Annotated in this window: 13 protein-coding genes; 2 read left to right on the top strand and 11 right to left on the bottom strand. The window is 34.6% G+C overall.

All coding sequences use genetic code 11. The features are described 5' to 3' along the window. Nucleotides 1–22: 22 nt before the first annotated feature. From Q4548_RS05105 to Q4548_RS05115, 3 genes are read right to left on the bottom strand one after another with little or no spacing between them, the layout of a single operon-like run. Nucleotides 23–1,267, bottom strand: a complete 1,245-nt coding sequence (locus tag Q4548_RS05105; protein ID WP_303452217.1) for a M48 family metallopeptidase — start codon at nt 1,265–1,267, stop codon at nt 23–25. Beyond that, nucleotides 1,268–2,065 carry an RNA methyltransferase gene (locus Q4548_RS05110; RefSeq protein WP_303452219.1) on the bottom strand — a complete coding sequence of 266 codons (798 nt, stop codon included), beginning with the start codon at nt 2,063–2,065 and terminating at the stop codon, nt 1,268–1,270. Nucleotides 2,066–2,090: 25 nt separating this feature from the next. After that, nucleotides 2,091–2,897 (bottom strand): HAD family hydrolase, encoded by an 807-nt coding sequence (locus tag Q4548_RS05115; protein ID WP_303452221.1) that lies wholly within the window; start codon nt 2,895–2,897, stop codon nt 2,091–2,093. 222 nt (nt 2,898–3,119) lie between these two features. Between Q4548_RS05115 and dnaB the strand changes: the two genes are divergently transcribed. Both dnaB and Q4548_RS05125 read left to right on the top strand, forming a co-directional pair. Then, nucleotides 3,120–4,640, top strand: a complete 1,521-nt coding sequence (gene dnaB / locus Q4548_RS05120; protein ID WP_303452224.1) for a replicative DNA helicase — start codon at nt 3,120–3,122, stop codon at nt 4,638–4,640. A gap of 581 nt (nt 4,641–5,221) precedes the next feature. After that, nucleotides 5,222–6,961 (top strand): lamin tail domain-containing protein, encoded by a 1,740-nt coding sequence (locus Q4548_RS05125; protein ID WP_303452225.1) that lies wholly within the window; start codon nt 5,222–5,224, stop codon nt 6,959–6,961. 191 nt (nt 6,962–7,152) lie between these two features. Here the strand turns inward: Q4548_RS05125 and Q4548_RS05130 are convergent, their stop codons facing one another. The 8 genes from Q4548_RS05130 to rplK all read right to left on the bottom strand — a co-directional run bounded on the left by Q4548_RS05130 (nt 7,153) and on the right by rplK (nt 18,548). Then, the gene (locus Q4548_RS05130; RefSeq protein WP_303452227.1) at nt 7,153–7,659 is read right to left on the bottom strand and encodes a phosphatase PAP2 family protein; all 507 of its coding nucleotides are present in this window, start codon (nt 7,657–7,659) and stop codon (nt 7,153–7,155) included. A 19-nt stretch (nt 7,660–7,678) separates the two neighbouring features. Next, nucleotides 7,679–7,990, bottom strand: coding sequence for a DUF3467 domain-containing protein (locus tag Q4548_RS05135; RefSeq protein ID WP_303452229.1), 312 nt, complete (start codon nt 7,988–7,990; stop codon nt 7,679–7,681). 108 nt (nt 7,991–8,098) lie between these two features. Next, nucleotides 8,099–12,382, bottom strand: a complete 4,284-nt coding sequence (gene rpoC / locus Q4548_RS05140; RefSeq protein ID WP_303452231.1) for a DNA-directed RNA polymerase subunit beta' — start codon at nt 12,380–12,382, stop codon at nt 8,099–8,101. Between the two features lie 85 nt (nt 12,383–12,467). Beyond that, on the bottom strand, nt 12,468–16,280 hold the full coding sequence (gene rpoB, locus Q4548_RS05145; RefSeq protein WP_303452233.1) for a DNA-directed RNA polymerase subunit beta: 3,813 nt from the start codon (nt 16,278–16,280) through the stop codon (nt 12,468–12,470). 154 nt (nt 16,281–16,434) lie between these two features. After that, a complete protein-coding gene (gene rplL, locus Q4548_RS05150) occupies nt 16,435–16,809 on the bottom strand; it encodes a 50S ribosomal protein L7/L12 (protein ID WP_303452234.1) in 375 nt (124 codons plus the stop codon). 48 nt (nt 16,810–16,857) lie between these two features. Then, complete coding sequence (gene rplJ, locus Q4548_RS05155) at nt 16,858–17,379, bottom strand: 50S ribosomal protein L10 (RefSeq protein ID WP_303452236.1); 522 nt, start codon at nt 17,377–17,379, stop codon at nt 16,858–16,860. Nucleotides 17,380–17,402: 23 nt separating this feature from the next. Further along, nucleotides 17,403–18,092, bottom strand: a complete 690-nt coding sequence (gene rplA, locus Q4548_RS05160; RefSeq protein ID WP_303452238.1) for a 50S ribosomal protein L1 — start codon at nt 18,090–18,092, stop codon at nt 17,403–17,405. An 18-nt stretch (nt 18,093–18,110) separates the two neighbouring features. Continuing rightward, nucleotides 18,111–18,548, bottom strand: a complete 438-nt coding sequence (rplK, locus tag Q4548_RS05165; protein WP_303452240.1) for a 50S ribosomal protein L11 — start codon at nt 18,546–18,548, stop codon at nt 18,111–18,113. Nucleotides 18,549–18,572 lie beyond the last annotated feature (24 nt).

Genomic DNA, 18,572 nt, shown 5'->3' on the forward strand with positions numbered 1-18,572 from the left:
TTACTAAATATACTGTTTTTCTCTAAGATGTACGAGTATTTTTTAAATTCAAAACTCTTTGTAATAATGTTGGATGCGAATAGTGAAAAAACACATTCCATTTGTGTGGCGTCAAATTACTCAAACTGTTTTTGGACAGTTTTTTAAGAGACGAAATTAAATAACGTCCTTCGTAAGTTTCTTTTGCAAAATCATCCGCTTGGTATTCAAACTTTCTAGACAACACATTCATCAATAATCCTGTAATTTCAGAAATAGGTGTATATAAAATCCCAAAAGCTAACAATCCAATATGAAAACTGCTTTTTTCTACTTCAAAAGCTGCTGACAACAAAGGATTTCCTAACAAAATTCCCAAAACATATAAAGTAAACCCTGTCAACCCCAAAGACAACACCATGTTGTAAACTGTATGTTTTCTTTTGTAATGCCCTACTTCGTGCGCAAATACCGCCACAATTTCATCTTCACTTAAATCATTAATCAATGTATCGTACAATACAATTCTTTTTTTGGGACCAAATCCTGTGAAATAAGCATTGGCTTTGGTAGATCTTTTAGATCCATCAATCACAAAAATATTATTTAATTTAAAACCTTGAGTTGCTGTATATGTAAACAATTTTTCTTTCAAACTCCCTTCTTCCAACGGTGCTTGTTTGTTGAACAAAGGCACAATTAAACTGGAGTAAAACAAGGTGAAAAATAAAGTAAAAACGGCAAATACCAACCAAGCATACCACCAAAATCGATCTTCCATTTGCAGATACAACCAAGCAATGAGTGACAACATTGCACCTCCCAAAACTACAGACATCAGCAAACCTTTGATTTTATCTAACCAAAATAATTTTTTAGTGCTTTTGTTAAAACCAAATTTTTCTTCAATCACAAACGTATGGTAATAATCAAAAGGAATTTGAAGTACAGAACTAGCCAAACCTACAATTCCAAAAAACACCAAACTGTGTAAAATAGGTTGTTCTGTTATTTGTAAACTCCATTGATCTACCAATGCAACTCCTCCCAAACCAAAAAACATCAAAGTCAACACAAAAGAAAACAATCCTGAATATTTAGAAAAATTATAATTTGCCAATTTGTATTCTTGAGATTTTTGATACGCTTCCGCATCGTACACATCTTGTAATTCTGTAGGTACAGGATCGTTAAAATGCTTGGCATTTACAAAACTTATCAATTCGTCTTTTAGATAATTCACCACCAAAACAGTAATGATGATGGCAAATAGTAAACTTCCTGTCATTTATTTAAAATTTCTTTGTCTTTTGGCTTCATACACCAAAATTCCTGCCGCAACGGACACATTCATAGAATCTATTTTTCCTAACATAGGAATGATGATTTTTTTGTCTGCTTGTTTCAACCATTCGTCAGACAAACCATCGGCTTCTGTCCCTACTACCAAAGCAGTAGCTCTGGTATAATCTTGTTGATGATAAAGTTCCGAATCCTCTTTTAAAGCAGCTGCGTACGTAGCTATATTCTGTTTCTTTAAATATTCTAAAATTTCTTGAGTAGTTCCTGTAGCTATTTGTGTAGTAAACAAACAACCTACGCTAGAACGGATAATGTTAGGGTTGTACAAATCGGTTTTAGGGTTGGCAATCAACACTGCATCTACATTGGCAGCATCCGCAGTACGCAACATTGCACCTATGTTCCCTGGTTTTTCGGGAGCTTCTGCAACCAAAATTAACGGATGTTGAGTCTCAAATTTCAACTCTTGAAGCGACATCGATTTTTCTTTAACCACCGCCAAAACACCTTCTGTAGAGCCTCGGTAAGCTACCTTTTCATAAACCTCTTTACTTACTGCTATATATTCTTCTGCTTTAAATTCTTCTATTTCAAAATCAGCAGGTAACAACTCTGGATAAAAAAACAATTGCTTTATTTGATAACCACCTTGTAGCACCAAAGAAACCTCTCTTCTTCCTTCTACAATAAATGTTTGGCTTTCTTTTCTTATTTTGGATTTTTCGCTCAAAACCACCAAAGATTTGATCAATCCATTTTGAACACTGCTAATCTGTTTATGCATGTTTGTCTTTAAATTTGATGCAAAATTATGAAATTACTTCTATCAGCTTTTTCAATACCGATTCTACTCCAAAATTGTTGTTAGAACCTGTTTTGTATTTTGCAACCTCTAACACATCTGTGTGTGCATTTTCCATTGCGAAACTAAACGCTGCTTTTTTTAGCATTTCCAAATCATTTTGATAATCTCCAAAAGCCATGGTTTCTGCATCAGTCACCCCAAACTGTTCTTGAATACGTTCTAAAGCATTCCCTTTATGATTTGATTTTAAAGCAATATCTACCCACAATTCCCCCGACACTTTTACTTGCCAATCTCCTTCAATTTCTTTTAAATAAGGGTATATGTTAGCCTCTGATCCATCATAATGACACAGAGCAATCTTAAAAAAATCATCCTCTGGCAATTCATCAAAATTTTCAATCGTATCGTATTCACTATAATATTCTGTAACAATATTTTTAAATTCAGCAGATTCTCGTAAAAAATAAGCTCTCTTTTTTCCACAAAGCACAATATGTACATTCGGAATTTTTTGACTAACAGCAATCAATTTTTCTATGTCTTTTTTAACAAAAACATTAGCAAAAAGTTCCTTTCCGTTTTCCACCACATAAGCTCCATTTTCTGCCACAATAGTAATGTGTTCTTGTATGCTTTCTAACTTTTGCAAAATACTATGGTATTGTCTTCCACTTGCAGCAACAAATCTTATGTTTTTTGAATTTAACACTTCAAACTGCTCAAAAAACAGCTCGCTAACATTGTGTTCTGAGTTTAATAAAGTTCCGTCCATATCAGACACAATCAATTTTACTTTAGATAAATCCATGTATTTTTTTGCTTTTAGAATCTCCGCAAAGGTACACTTTTCCTCGGCTCTCATTTTAAAGCTTCTACTTCATTTTTCAAATAAAAATAGTCCAAACAAGCACTTACACTCAACTTTAAAAACAGTTATTAACAATATAAAAGTTATCAACAGATTTTGTCAAGAAATTAATTTTAGATTTTTAGTTGAAAAATCAGAATATCAACTAAATTTGCTCTCCCCATGGAACAGACGAAAAAATACACCAATAACAAAGTTGACAAGAGTAAAGTGGTCAACTTAGCACACGGAAAAATCCCCCCACAAGCAGTGGATATGGAAGAAGCTTCGTTAGGTGCTATGATGATTGATAAAAAAGGAATTGATGCAGTAATTGATATTTTGCATCCTGATGCTTTTTACAAAGAACAGCATCAAGCCATTTATCAAGCTATTTATACCTTGTTTCAAAACTCAGAACCTATTGACTTATTAACAGTTTCCAATCAATTAAAAAAAGATGGAAAATTGAATTTTGTAGGTGGTGATTTTTACTTGATTGGGCTGACTCAAAAAGTTTCTTCTTCGGCACATATTGAATTCCATGCTCGTATTATTTTACAAAAATACATACAGAGACAGCTTATTAGCATCAGTAGTGAAATTATTGAAAATGCTTACGATGAAACTTCAGACGTGTTTGATTTGTTAGACATGGCCGAAACCAAATTTTTTGAAGTTACACAAGGAAACCTGAAAAAAAGTTCTGAAAAATCTGATTCTTTGGTAAGACAAGCTCTTAAAAAAATTGAAGAAATGGGTGGTAAAGAAGGAATGTCTGGTTTGCAAACTGGATTTACCAAACTAGATGCTTTAACATCAGGTTGGCAACCTTCTGATTTGATTATTATTGCAGCTCGTCCTGGTATGGGAAAAACAGCCTTTGTAATTTCTATGGCTAAAAACATGGCAATAGATTTTAACCACGGAGTTGCCGTATTCTCTCTGGAGATGTCTTCTGTACAGTTGATTACCCGTATGATTTCTTCGGAAACAGGATTGTCTTCTGAAAAACTGAGAAAAGGAACTTTAGAACCGCATGAATGGGAACAGCTAAACATTAAGGTAAAAAACTTAACAGAAGCTCCTATTTTTATTGATGATACTCCCTCATTGTCCATTTTTGATTTGCGTGCAAAAGCACGAAGATTAAAATCGCAACACGACATCCAAATTATTGTGATTGACTACTTGCAGTTGATGACTGCAGGAAGCGCTGCTGGAGGTAACCGTGAACAAGAAATTTCTATGATTTCTCGTAACCTAAAAGCTTTGGCAAAAGAATTGAATATTCCTGTTATTGCCTTATCTCAGCTATCTCGTTCTGTAGAAACACGTGGAGGTAGCAAACGACCTTTGTTATCTGATTTACGTGAATCTGGAGCGATAGAGCAAGATGCCGATATTGTATCGTTTATTTTCCGTCCAGAGTATTACGGAATGACTGAGTGGGATGACGATGATCATACTCCTTGTGAAGGACAAGGTGAATTTATAGTAGCCAAACACCGTAACGGTGGATTGGACAACATCCGTTTGAAATTTACAGGTCATTTGGCTAAATTCTCGGATTTGGAAGAAGATTATGGAGGTCAATTGGAGTCTTCTATGAATACTTTTAACGAAATTTCTGGAAGTATATCTCCTTCTGATGCTTTTGATGCTCCTGTAGCTCCTGATCAAGATGATGATGTGCCATTTTAAAATTAAAGAATAAACGAACAACTCTGTTCATTAAAAGTAGAGTAGAAAACGCTACAATTTTTTCTTTCTAAATAGTTGTTGAAAATTGGGTTTGAAACCTGGTATTTTTGATACTTATATCATTCGTAATTTTGTTGTTCAATGTGGGGAGAAAAAGTGTATTTCCCCCTATTTAACATGTTCAGAAAATAATAAAAAATGCTTATTTTAAAGGAAGTCTTTACTATAATTATGCTCCACCGAGAACATTAACGCTAGATTGTACTACAAATCCTACTCTTAGAAATCATATCACAACTGTAAAAGGAGTACAAAATTTGTTTTTCTAATCAATTTATCACTCAACTAAGCACAACAATAAACTGTAGATTTATTTAAGACCTAAGTCGCTATTCAAAAACCAACTAAAGTACATAAACAACATTTTACGCATACATATGTTTAACATGTTGATTGGTTTTAATAATTACTTAAGATTAGACTTTAAATATTAACCTAGCTCTTTAAAATTCATAACATTAACTCAACCCTATAAGGGTATATTTTTCAAAACTTGCAACGAATCATAAAATGACAACCGCATGAAAAAAATTACTCTTTTTATCACTTTATTAGTGACCACTTTGTCTTTTGGACAAATTTTTATTACTGAGATTGCAGATCCTAATGACAACATTACTGCTAGATATTTTGAATTGTACAACGCTGGAGCATCTGATGTAGATCTAAGCACGGGTTATGCTTTAGAGCGATATACAAACGATAATGCTGCAACTACTTCTAATGTACCATTAACAGGAATTATTAAAGCTGGTGGTTTTTATTTGGTAGCAGCAAACGCTACAGAATTTGAAAATGCTTATGGCTTTGCTCCTGACCAAGCAATAGGTACTGGTGGACCTGCAGATAGTAACGGAGACGATCAAATTCAATTGATTGATTCTTCATCAAATGTTATAGATATTTTTGGAGTTCCTGGAGAAGATGGTACTGGTACTTGCCACGAATTTGAAGATGGTAGAGCAGAAAGAATTGCAAGCGTTACTTCTGGAAATAATGGAACTTGGAACGAAGCAAATTGGAATGTAAGAGCTGATTCAAATGTTTCTGGATGTACAAGTCACTCTAATGCTCCAGTAAACACTACAGATGGTATTTATGACCCTGGTACTTGGATTGGAAGCCCGGATGCAGATACAACAACTTCAGTTTCTTTCTTTACTTCATCCACTAGTGTTTCAGAAAATATCGGAACTATAGATGTTTGTATTTCTATTACCAACCCTAACGACACCAATGCTACAACTGTTGATTTGAATTTAAACGTAACAAGTACAGCTGTTAATGGAACAGATTATTCTACTGTAACTTTTCCTCAATCAATTACTTTTCCTGCAGGAAGTAGTACCAATCAGTGTTTTACTTTCACTATTACCGATGATGAGATTCAAGAAGCTGAAGAAACTATTGTTTTAAACTTAGAAAATGTTTCTGGAGGAACTTCTGCTAAACTTGGAAACATAGCTGAACATACAATTAATATTACAGCTAGTGATTTGCCTCCTAGCCTTATTTTTATTACTGAAATTGCAGACCCTAACAACAACGATACTGCTAGATACCTTGAATTGTACAACGCTGGAACAGCTGATGTAGACCTAAGCACAGGTTATGCTTTAGAGAGATATACAAACGGTAATGCTGCAACTACTTCCAATGTGCCATTAACTGGGACTATTGAAGCTGGAGGTTTTTATATAGTAGCTGCAAATGCTACTAGTTTTGAAACTGCTTATGGTTTTGCACCTCACCAAGATATAAGTACTGGTGGTCCCGCAGATAGTAATGGAGACGATCAAATTCAATTGGTAGACGCTTCTTCTAATGTTTTAGATATTTTTGGAATTCCTGGAGAAGATGGTACTGGTACTTGTCATGAATTTGAAAATGGTAGGGCGGAAAGAATTTCTAGTGTTTCTTTTGGAAACTCAGGTATATGGAATGAAGCCAACTGGAATATTAAAGCTGATAATGATATTTCTGGATGTACAAGTCACTCTAATGCTCCTGTAGATACTACAGATGGTATTTTTGACCCAGGTGCTTGGATTGGTGCTACTTTATCTATCAAAGACAACAAAATCCCTGGATTGGTGTTAACAGCATCTAACGGAACTGTGACTACTAATACAGGTGAAATTACAACCATCTACAATGTAGTTGGGCAAAAAGTTGAAAATGGTAAATTAGCTGTTGGTCTTTACATCGTTATTGTAAAAAGCAACAACACTTTGGTTACTGAGAAAGTATTGGTTAATTAATTTACTAAACTTTAAATCTGATAAAAAACCTGTCTGAATAAATCTCAGACAGGTTTTTTTATGGGTAAAATTAAATTTTATTGAAGTATAAATGTTCTAACCCTGTACTTAATTAATCTGTATCTGAATCCTGTGTATCTTACTTTTATGAGTTTGCCACAGAATCTCTTTGATTATTAAAAAAATTCCTTTCAAAACTGATAACTATAACTTAGGTAAAAATCTTTCCCTTTCTTATCAAAATAAAAAGTGCTATTGGGTATTAATTTCTTTTTTGTAAAAATAGAAGAAGAAAGTATTCCTATTACAGCACCTACAGCAACATCTTCTACAAAATGTTTTTTAGCATGTATTCTGCTAAAACCCGTGTAAGTTGCCAAAGCATAAGCAGGTATTCCGTACTTCCAACCGTATCTTTTTTGCAGAAAAGCAGCTCCCTGAAAAGTTCCTGAAGTATGCCCCGATGGAAAAGATTTAAAATCCTCTCCGTTAGGTCTTTCCTTTTTTACAATCTCTTTTAATACTAAAGTAACAGCTGCATTTAACGCTGCTCCTTTGGCATAAATTATCAATCCTTTCTTGTCTTTTTCTATTAAAGAAACACTTAAAACTATTGCTGGAGAAGCATACAAAGCCACATCTCCAATAGTTTCTATTGTATTTTGTGCAGATCCTTTTCCACAACTGAAAAAAATCAAAAGGAGAATATAATAATGTTTAAGCTTCACCAACAGGGCCAAAATTAATTGGAAAATCTTGCTGCTCAAACTCTTTTATCTCACCTACTTGAGCTTCAAAACGTTTGATATTGTCAATCAATGCCTGAGCCAACCTTTTAGCGTGTTGTGGAGTCAATACAATTCTTGACTTTACTTTTGCTTTAGGTACTCCTGGCATGATATTCACAAAATCCACAACAAACTCAGAATTTGAATGATTGATAATGGCTAAGTTTGAATACGTTCCTTCTGCTATTTCTGGACTCAATTCTATATTGATACTTCCGTCTTCCTTTTTTGATTCTTGCATAATGCTATTTTAATTTATCTAGAGTTCTAAAATACTATTAATTTTAAGGCAAAAAAAATCAGCTTCTAAAAAATAGAAGCTGATTTTATATTTATAAAAAGTCAAAGATTACTCTTCAAAGCTTTTTTCTATTTCCTCTTTAGGACCAACAATCATATTATTGTAGATTCTCATACCTGTACCAGCAGGAATTTTCTTACCAACAATAACATTTTCTTTCAATCCTTCTAAGTAATCAATCTTACCATTAACAGCTGCTTCATTCAACACTTTCGTAGTTTCCTGGAACGATGCTGCAGAGATAAATGATTTTGTCTGTAAAGAAGCTCTTGTAATACCTTGTAAAATTTGCTCAGCCGTTGCTGGTCTCGCATCTCTTGCTACTACTTCTGCTTTATCTTCACGTTTCAATTTAGAATTTTCGTCTCTCAATTGACGAGAAGTAACAATTTGACCTGGTTTAAAGCTATCAGATGCACCAGCATCCTCAACTACTTTCATTCCATAAATCTCATCATTTTTCTCTATAAAGTCATTCTTATGTACTAATGAATTCTCTAAGAAAAGAGTATCACCAGAATCAATAATTCTAACTTTACGCATCATTTGACGAACAATCACCTCATAATGCTTATCGTTAATTCTTACCCCTTGTAAACGATATACCTCTTGAATTTCATTTACAATGTATTCTTGAACTTTTGAAGGTCCTTGAATTCTTAAGATATCTTCTGGAGTTACGGAACCATCAGACAAAGCCATACCTGCTTTTACATAATCATTTTCTTGTACCAATATTTGGTTAGAAAGTTTGATTAAGTATTTCTTAATGTCCCCAAACTTAGATTCAACAATAATCTCACGGTTACCACGTTTGATTTTACCAAAACTTACCACTCCATCAGTTTCAGCTACTACAGCTGGGTTAGATGGGTTACGTGCTTCAAACAATTCTGTTACACGTGGTAAACCTCCAGTAATATCCCCTGCCTTACCAGACTTACGAGGAATCTTAACCAATGTTTTACCCGTTTCAATTGCTTCTCCGTTATCAACCATTAAGTGAGCACCTAAAGGTAAAGAGTAAGAACGTAAGGTATTACCATCAGCATCTTGAATTAATAATGCAGGAATCTTAGTTTTGTTCTTAGATTCAATAATTACTTTTTCTTGGAAACCTGTTTGCTCATCAATTTCTACAGAGTAGTTAACACCCTGTGCTAAATCTTCAAAGACAACTTTACCTCCAAATTCAGATACAATTACACCGTTAAATGGATCCCACTGACAGATTGCAACTCCTTTATCAATAGTATTTTGACCATTTACAAAAATATACGATCCGTAAGGAATTACAGTGTTACTTAACACTGTTCCAATCTTATCATCTATAATTTTGGCTTCTGCAGTACGAGATATTACAATCTCTACTGATTCTCCTTGTGGATTTTTACCAGGTACAGTTACCAAATCATCAATAACCAACTTACCACTAAATTTAGCAGTCAATTTGTTATCTTCTGAGAAGTTACCCGCAACCCCTCCAACGTGGAAAGTACGCAATGTTAACTGTGTACCAGGCTCTCCAACAGATTGTGCTGCAATAACTCCTACAGATTCTCCAATCTGAACCATGTTACGTGTAGACATTGATTGTCCGTAACACTTAGCACATATTCCTCTCTTAGATTCACAAGTCAATGCAGAACGAACTTCAACAGTATCCAATCCAGAAGCTTCAATAATTTCAGCCAATTCATCAGAAATTACTGATCCAGCAGAAACAAGAACTTCATGTTTTATAGGATCCTTAACATCGTGTAAAGTAACACGACCAACGATACGCTCGCTTAAAGATTCAACAATTTCATCATTTTTCTTTAATGGAGAAACTTCCAATCCTCTTAAAGTACCACAATCAAATTCGTTGATAATTACATCTTGTGCAACATCCACCAAACGACGTGTCAAATATCCAGCATCGGCAGTTTTCAAAGCCGTATCGGCCAAACCTTTACGGGCACCGTGCGTAGAGATAAAGTACTCTAAAATTGATAACCCTTCCTTAAAGTTAGATAAAATCGGGTTTTCAATAATCTCTCCTCCTGATGATGTAGATTTTTTAGGCTTCGCCATCAATCCACGCATACCTGTTAACTGACGTATTTGTTCTTTAGAACCACGGGCTCCAGAATCAAGCATCATAAACACTGAGTTAAATCCTTGTTGATCTTCTCTCAAACGTTTCATAGACAATTCTGTCAATTGGTTGTTTGTAGATCCCCAAATATCAATCACCTGGTTGTAACGTTCTTTATTCGTTAACATACCCATGTTATAGTTTTGGATAATCACATCAACTTCAGCATTTGCATCAGCAATCATGGCTTTTTTCTCTTCAGGAATAATAATATCCCCTAATGAGAATGACAATCCACCTCTAAAGGCAAACTTGAACCCCATGTTTTTAATATTATCTAAGAACTCACCTGTTGTAGGAATATCGGTAGTTTTTAAAACTTTTGCAATAATTCCACGTAAAGATTTCTTAGTTAAGATATCATTTATATATCCTGCTGCTGGTGGTACATGTTCATTAAACAAAACTCTACCTACAGTAGTTTCAATAATTTTTGTTACTTGATTTCCATTTTCATCAACATCTTGTGTTCTAACTTTAATTCCAGCATTCAAATCAACTGCTTTTTCATTAAAAGCAATTGTAACTTCTTCTGGAGAATAGAACGTCAATCCTTGACCTTTTACCTTATACGTTTCATCAGTAACTCTCAATTTGGTCATGTAGTACAGACCCAATACCATATCCTGAGATGGTACTGTAATAGGAGCACCGTTTGCAGGGTTTAAGATAGAGTGAGAACCTAACAATAACATTTGAGCTTCCAAAATAGCTTCAGGTCCTAATGGCAAGTGAACTGCCATCTGATCCCCATCAAAATCGGCGTTAAATGCCGAACATACTAATGGGTGTAACTGAATTGCTTTTCCTTCAATCAACTTAGGTTGGAATGCTTGAATTCCCAAACGGTGTAATGTAGGAGCACGGTTTAATAAAACAGGGTGTCCTTTAATTACATTTTCCAAAATATCCCAAACTACAGGTTCTTTTTTGTCTATTATTTTCTTAGCAGATTTTACTGTTTTTACAACACCACGCTCAATCAACTTACGAATGATAAATGGTTTGTACAATTCCGCAGCCATGTCTTTAGGAATACCACACTCTGATAATTTCAAAGTAGGTCCTACAACAATTACCGAACGAGCAGAATAATCCACACGCTTACCTAGTAAGTTTTGACGGAAACGTCCTTGCTTACCTTTTAATGAATCTGATAAAGACTTTAATGGTCTGTTAGATTCTGTTTTTACTGCTGATGATTTACGAGTGTTGTCAAATAATGAATCTACAGATTCTTGCAACATACGCTTTTCGTTACGTAAGATTACTTCAGGAGCCTGAATTTCTACCAAACGCTTTAAACGGTTGTTACGGATAATTACTCTACGGTACAAATCATTCAAATCAGAAGTAGCAAAACGTCCTCCATCTAAAGGCACCAATGGACGTAATTCTGGTGGAATTACAGGTATAGCCTTTAAGATCATCCAAGACGGATTGTTATCTCTATTTTGTTGTGATTCACGGAAAGCCTCAACAACATTCAAACGCTTTAAAGCCTCTGTTTTACGTTGTTTAGAAGTTTCTGTGTTTGCTTTGTGTCTCAATTCGTAAGACAACGCATCTAAATCGATACGGTCTAACAATTCAATCAAACACTCAGCTCCCATTTTCGCAATAAATTTATTTGGATCTTCATCGTCCAAATATCTATTCTCCAACGGCACTGTTTCTAAAATATCTAAATACTCCTCTTCTGTTAAGAAGTCCATTTTTTGTAATGGAGTTCCGTCTAGTTGAGTTGCATTACCTGGTTGAATTACTACGTATCTTTCGTAGTAAATAATCATGTCTAACTTTTTAGATGGCAAACCTAAAAGGTATCCCATTTTGTTAGGCAATGATCTAAAATACCATATATGAGCAATTGGCACAACCAAATTGATGTGTCCAACTCTATCTCTACGTACTTTCTTTTCGGTTACTTCAACACCACATCTATCACAAACGATTCCTTTATAACGGATTCTTTTGTATTTTCCACAGGCACATTCATAATCTTTAATAGGTCCAAAGATACGCTCACAAAACAAACCGTCCCTTTCTGGTTTGTGTGTACGGTAATTGATTGTTTCTGGTTTTAAAACTTCACCATGAGAAGCCTCTAAAATAGACTCTGGTGATGCCAAACCAATAGAAATTTTTTCAAATTTCTTTTGTGTAGGGTTTTTATCGTTATTTCTTGCCATGATTTCTTTTTTAGTCTTTAGTACTAAGTACAAAGTATTAAGTTTTTAATGCCCTTTACTTTGTACTCTTTACTTAATACTTTAGTTATTCTTCTAATCTTACGTCTAATCCTAAACCTTTCAATTCGTGCATTAATACGTTAAAAGATTCTGGTAAACCTGGTTCTGGCATTGGTTCTCCTTTTACGATTGCCTCATAAGTTTTGGCTCTACCAATAACATCATCAGATTTTACTGTTAAAATTTCACGTAAGATACTAGATGCTCCATAGGCTTCTAATGCCCATACTTCCATCTCTCCAAAACGCTGACCTCCAAATTGAGCTTTACCTCCTAATGGCTGTTGTGTAATTAATGAGTATGGTCCAATAGAACGAGCGTGCATCTTATCATCAATCATGTGACCTAACTTAATCATATAAATCACTCCTACTGTTGCAGGTTGATCAAAACGTTCTCCTGTTCCTCCATCATATAAGTAAGTATGTCCAAATCTTGGAATCGCTGCTTCGTCTGTCAAGGCATTTATTTGATCTAACTTAGCACCATCAAAAATTGGTGTTGCGTATGTTTGACCTAATTTTTGTCCTGCCCATCCTAATACCGTTTCATAAATCTGTCCAATGTTCATACGAGAAGGTACCCCTAATGGATTCAAAATAATATCAACTGGTGTTCCGTCTTCTAAGAAAGGCATTTCTTCTTGACGTACGATACGTGCAACAATACCTTTGTTACCGTGACGACCCGCCATTTTATCCCCAACTTTTAACTTACGTTTTTTAGCAATGTAAATTTTTGCTAATTTTAACACACCTGCTGGCAATTCATCTCCAATAGTGATTGAGAATTTCTTACGTCTCAATGATCCTTGTAAATCACTAACTTTGATTTTATAATTGTGAATCAATTCTGCAACTAATTCATTAATTTGATCATCAGTAGTCCAAGAACCTTTTGTTAAATGTGTAAAGTCTGTAACAGAGTTTAACATTTTTAACGTATACTTTTTACCTTTAGGAAAAACTTCTTCACCCAAATCGTTTTGTACTCCTTGAGATGTTTTTCCAGAAATCAACGTAAATAACTTGTCGATCAAAGTATCTTTCAACGATTCAAAATCATGTGTAAATTGTGCCTCTAAAGCTTCAATTTGCTCTTTATCTCTTACTCGCTTTGATTTATCTTTAACTGCTTTCTTAAACAGTTTTTTACCAATTACAACTCCTCTTAATGAAGGTGAAGCTTTTAAAGAAGCATCTTTTACATCTCCAGCTTTGTCTCCAAAAATAGCACGTAATAATTTTTCTTCTGGTGTTGGATCAGATTCTCCTTTTGGTGTAATCTTACCAATTAAGATATCTCCAGGTTTTACCTCTGCTCCAATACGAATCATACCATTTTCATCCAAATCTTTAGTAGCTTCTTCAGAAACGTTTGGAATGTCATTGGTTAATTCTTCTGCACCTAACTTTGTATCTCTTACTTCTAATGAATATTCATCAATGTGAATAGAAGTAAAAATATCTTCTCTTACCACTTTTTCAGAAATCACAATCGCATCCTCAAAGTTGTATCCTTGCCAAGGCATAAAGGCAACTTTCATGTTACGTCCTAAGGCCAATTCACCTTTTTGCGTAGCATAACCTTCACACAAAACTTGTCCTTCTTCAACAACATCACCAACTTTAACAATTGGTTTTAAGTTGATAGAAGTTCCTTGGTTGGTTTTTCTAAATTTAATTAGGTTGTAACTAATTTCGTTAGAATCAAAACTTACAGAAGCTTCTTCCTCAGTTCTTTCGTAACGAATTGTTATTCTATTTGCATCAACATAAATAACCTCACCTACTCCTTGTGCGTTGATTAAGATTCTTGAATCTTTAGCAACTCTACGCTCCAATCCTGTTCCTACAATAGGAGCTTCTGGACGTAACAAAGGTACTGCCTGACGCATCATGTTAGATCCCATCAATGCACGGTTGGCATCATCATGTTCCAAGAAAGGAATCAATGAAGCTGAAATAGATGCAATCTGGTTTGGAGATACATCCATGTAATCGATATCTTGTGGAGTTACAACTGGATAATCAGCCTCTTCACGAGCAATTACTTTTTCTAAATTGATTTGTCCGTCATCTGCGATATCAATGTTTGATTGTGCAAACTTCATTCCTTCTTCTTCCTCAGCACTTAAATAAGTAGGAACATCAACTATGTTAACTTTTCCGTTATCTACTTTATGATATGCTGTTTCAATAAACCCTAAATTGTTCACTTTTGCATATACTGCTAAAGATGAAATCAATCCAATGTTTGGACCCTCTGGAGTTTCAATAGGACACAAACGGCCGTAGTGCGTATAGTGTACATCTCGAACCTCAAATCCTGCTCTTTCTCTAGATAAACCTCCAGGTCCTAAAGCGGATAATCTACGTTTGTGTGTAATCTCTGCTAACGGGTTTGTTTGATCCATGAACTGAGACAACTGGTTAGTTCCAAAGAAAGAATTAATTACAGAAGATAAAGTCTTCGCGTTAATCAAGTCAATCGGTGTAAACACTTCGTTATCACGAACGTTCATTCTTTCTCTAATAGTACGAGCCATACGAGACAATCCTACTCCAAATTGAGCTGCTAATTGTTCTCCTACTGTACGTACACGCCTGTTAGATAAGTGGTCAATATCATCAATTTCTGCTTTTGAGTTAACCAACTCAATTAAGTTCTTGATAATAGTGATAATATCATTTTTAGTTAAAACTTTCTCATCCAAAGATTCGTTCAATCCTAACTTTTTGTTCATTCTAAAACGTCCTACTTCACCTAGGTTGTAACGTTGCTCAGAGAAAAATAATTTATCAATAATTCCTCTTGCAGTTTCCTCATCTGGCGGCTCAGCATTACGCAATTGTCTATAGATATGCTCTACTGCTTCTTTTTCAGAGTTGGTAGGATCCTTTTGTAATGTGTTGTGGATGATTGCATAATCTCCACTATCATTATCTTCTTTATGTAATAAAATTGTTTTTACACCTGTATCAACAATTTCATCAATATGTTCTTTATCTAAAATAGTATCACGATCAAAAACAATCTCGTTACGTTCGATAGAGACAACTTCTCCAGTATCCTCATCTACGAAATCTTCGAACCAAGTTCTTAAGACACGAGCTGCTAATTTACGTCCTAATACTTTCTTTAATCCAGACTTAGAAACTTTAACTTCTTCTGCAAGGTTAAAAATTTCTAAAATGTCTTTATCTCTTTCAAATCCAATCGCACGGAATAAAGTAGTAACAGGTAATTTTTTCTTTCTATCAATATAAGCATACATTACTTGATTGATATCGGTAGCAAATTCAATCCAAGAACCTTTGAAAGGAATTACTCTTGCTGAATATAATTTTGTACCGTTTGCATGAAAAGACTGTCCAAAGAAAACCCCTGGAGAACGGTGTAACTGAGAAACGATAACACGCTCAGCACCGTTGATGATAAAGGTACCAGAACTTGTCATGTAAGGAACTGTACCTAAATACACATCCTGTACAATTGTTTCAAAATCCTCATGTTCAGGATCTGTACAGTACAATTTCAATCTAGCCTTTAATGGTAAACTATAAGTCAAACCACGCTCAATACACTCTTCAATAGAGTATCTTGGTGGATCCACAAAGTAGTCTAAAAATTCTAACACAAAGTTGTTTCTTGTGTCAGTAATTGGAAAATTATCCATGAAAGTTTTATACAAACCTTCATTGCTTCGTTCGTCAGCCTTAGTTTTCAACTGGAAAAAATCTTGGAAAGATTTTATCTGAATATCTAAAAAGTCCGGATATTCTGTACTTAGTTTGGCTGAAGCAAAGTTAACTCTTGTATTATTTTTCGTTGCCAAAGGTGAAAAAATTTAGGTGAATTAATAATTCTATTCTCTTTTATAGCATTTTTGAGAGAGGTGCGTAAATAACGAAATATTTAAACGCAAAAAATGGTTTAGGTCTTTCTCTACTGAGAAAGACCTAAACCGATAAGGTTTTGTAGTGAAATTATTATTTCAACTCAACTACAGCTCCAACTTCTTCTAAAGAAGCTTTGATTCCTTCAGCTTCTTCTTTTGAAATTCCTTCTTTGATTGCAGATGGAGTACCATCAACTAATTCTTTAGCTTCTTTCAATCCTAAACCTGTTAATTCTTTAACAGCTTTAACAACTTTTAATTTAGAAGCACCTGCTTCTTTTAAGATAACATCAAATTCAGTTTGCTCTTCAACAGCTTCAGCTCCAGCACCTCCACCAGCAGCAACAGCTACAGCAGCAGCAGCAGGCTCAATACCGTACTCTTCTTTTAATATAGTTGCTAATTCGTTTACTTCTTTAACTGTTAAGTTAACTAATTGTTCTGCGAAATCTTTTAATTCTGCCATTTTCGTTTGATTTGTAATTTTGTATATTAATTTATTTGTGCGCGTAGCTTATTCTGGACGTTCAGACAAAGTCTTAACAATTCCAGATAATTTTTGACCACCTGACTGCAATGCTGAAATAACATTTTTAGCAGGAGATTGTAACAACGTAATGATGTCACCAATAACCTCTTCTTTAGATTTAATGCTAACAAGTGAATCTAATTGGTCATCACCAATATAAACTGCTTGTTCTACATAAGCACCTTTCAAAATAGGCTTCTCAGCTTTCTTACGAAATTCTTTAATTAATTTTGCTGGAGCATTTCCAATTTCAGAGTACAATACAGATGTATTTCCTTTTAAAATTGTTGGTAAATCTCCAAAGTCTTTGTCAGACTTCTCCATTGCTTTTTCAAGCAAAGTATTTTTTACAACAGATAATTTGATATCTGCTTTAAAACAAGCTCTTCTTAAGTTAGAAGTTGTAGCTGCATCTAATCCTGATATATCAGCAATATAGATTACTCCATTATTCTCTAATTGGCTTGTTAAATCTTCAATTACTTGAAATTTTTCTTCTCTTGTCATTGTTTGTGAGTTTTAACAGCTAATTAAAGCGATTTAGTATCTAACTGAACTGAAGGAGACTGAGTACTAGAAATAAAAGCACTCTTTATATAAGTTCCTTTTGCCGCAGTTGGCTTTAACTTAATAATAGTTTGAATTAATTCGTTAGCGTTTTCGGATAATTTTTCAGCATCAAAAGATACTTTTCCGATTGCAGCATGAACAATACCTGTTTTATCAACTTTAAAGTCAATTTTACCAGCTTTTACTTCTGCTACCGCTTTCTTAACATCCATAGTAACTGTACCAGTCTTAGGGTTTGGCATCAAACCTCTTGGACCTAAAATACGTCCTAAAGGACCTAATTTCCCCATTACAGAAGGCATTGTGATGATTACATCAACGTCTGTCCATCCTGCTTTTATTTTTGCTAAATACTCATCCAATCCAACGTAGTCTGCTCCTGCTTCTGTAGCCTCAGCTTCTTTATCTGGAGTAACCAACGCTAATACTTTTACATCTTTTCCTGTTCCATGAGGTAATGTTACTACTCCACGTACCATTTGATTTGCTTTTCTAGGATCAACTCCTAAACGCAAAGCAAGGTCAACCGATGCATCAAAATTAGCTGATGTGATGTCTTTTACTAAAGTAGATGCTTCATTCAAAGAATAAACTTTAGAACTGTCAATCTTAGCTAGAGCTTCTTTATGCTTTTTTGTTAATTTTGCCATGTTATTATTGTTTATCGATTAAAATGGAGCGTCTCCGCTTACCGTTACACCCATAGATCTAGCAGTACCTGCGATCATTCTCATTGCAGACTCTACAGTAAATGCATTTAAGTCTGGCATTTTGTCCTCTGCGATTACCTTAACCTGATCCCAAGAAATACTTGCTACCTTTTTACGGTTAGGTTCTCCAGATCCTCCTTTTAACTTTGCAGCTTCTAAAATCTGAACTGCAGCTGGAGGAGTTTTAACAACAAACTCAAAAGATTTATCCGAGTATACAGTAATTGCAACCGGTAAAACTTTCCCTTGTTTGTCTTGGGTTCTAGCATTAAACTGCTTACAGAACTCCATAATGTTAACTCCGGCAGCACCTAAAGCAGGACCTACTGGTGGTGAAGGGTTAGCTTGCCCTCCTTTTACCTGTAACTTTACAATCTTACTTACTTCTTTTGCCATTTTTAATATAAAATTAAATTAAAC

Source organism: Wenyingzhuangia sp. 2_MG-2023, assembly GCF_030548295.1.
GTDB lineage: Bacteria > Bacteroidota > Bacteroidia > Flavobacteriales > Flavobacteriaceae > Wenyingzhuangia.

Coding starts and splice junctions, on each gene's coding strand:
- Q4548_RS05115 (WP_303452221.1), bottom strand. CDS start 2,897: ATGGATTTATCTAAAGTAAAATTGATTGTGTCTGATATGGACGGAACT.
- Q4548_RS05135 (WP_303452229.1), bottom strand. CDS start 7,990: ATGCAAGAATCAAAAAAGGAAGACGGAAGTATCAATATAGAATTGAGT.
- rpoC (WP_303452231.1), bottom strand. CDS start 12,382: ATGGCAAGAAATAACGATAAAAACCCTACACAAAAGAAATTTGAAAAA.
- dnaB (WP_303452224.1), top strand. CDS start 3,120: ATGGAACAGACGAAAAAATACACCAATAACAAAGTTGACAAGAGTAAA.
- Q4548_RS05125 (WP_303452225.1), top strand. CDS start 5,222: ATGAAAAAAATTACTCTTTTTATCACTTTATTAGTGACCACTTTGTCT.
- Q4548_RS05110 (WP_303452219.1), bottom strand. CDS start 2,065: ATGCATAAACAGATTAGCAGTGTTCAAAATGGATTGATCAAATCTTTG.
- Q4548_RS05105 (WP_303452217.1), bottom strand. CDS start 1,267: ATGACAGGAAGTTTACTATTTGCCATCATCATTACTGTTTTGGTGGTG.
- rplK (WP_303452240.1), bottom strand. CDS start 18,548: ATGGCAAAAGAAGTAAGTAAGATTGTAAAGTTACAGGTAAAAGGAGGG.
- rplJ (WP_303452236.1), bottom strand. CDS start 17,379: ATGACAAGAGAAGAAAAATTTCAAGTAATTGAAGATTTAACAAGCCAA.
- rplL (WP_303452234.1), bottom strand. CDS start 16,809: ATGGCAGAATTAAAAGATTTCGCAGAACAATTAGTTAACTTAACAGTT.
- rplA (WP_303452238.1), bottom strand. CDS start 18,092: ATGGCAAAATTAACAAAAAAGCATAAAGAAGCTCTAGCTAAGATTGAC.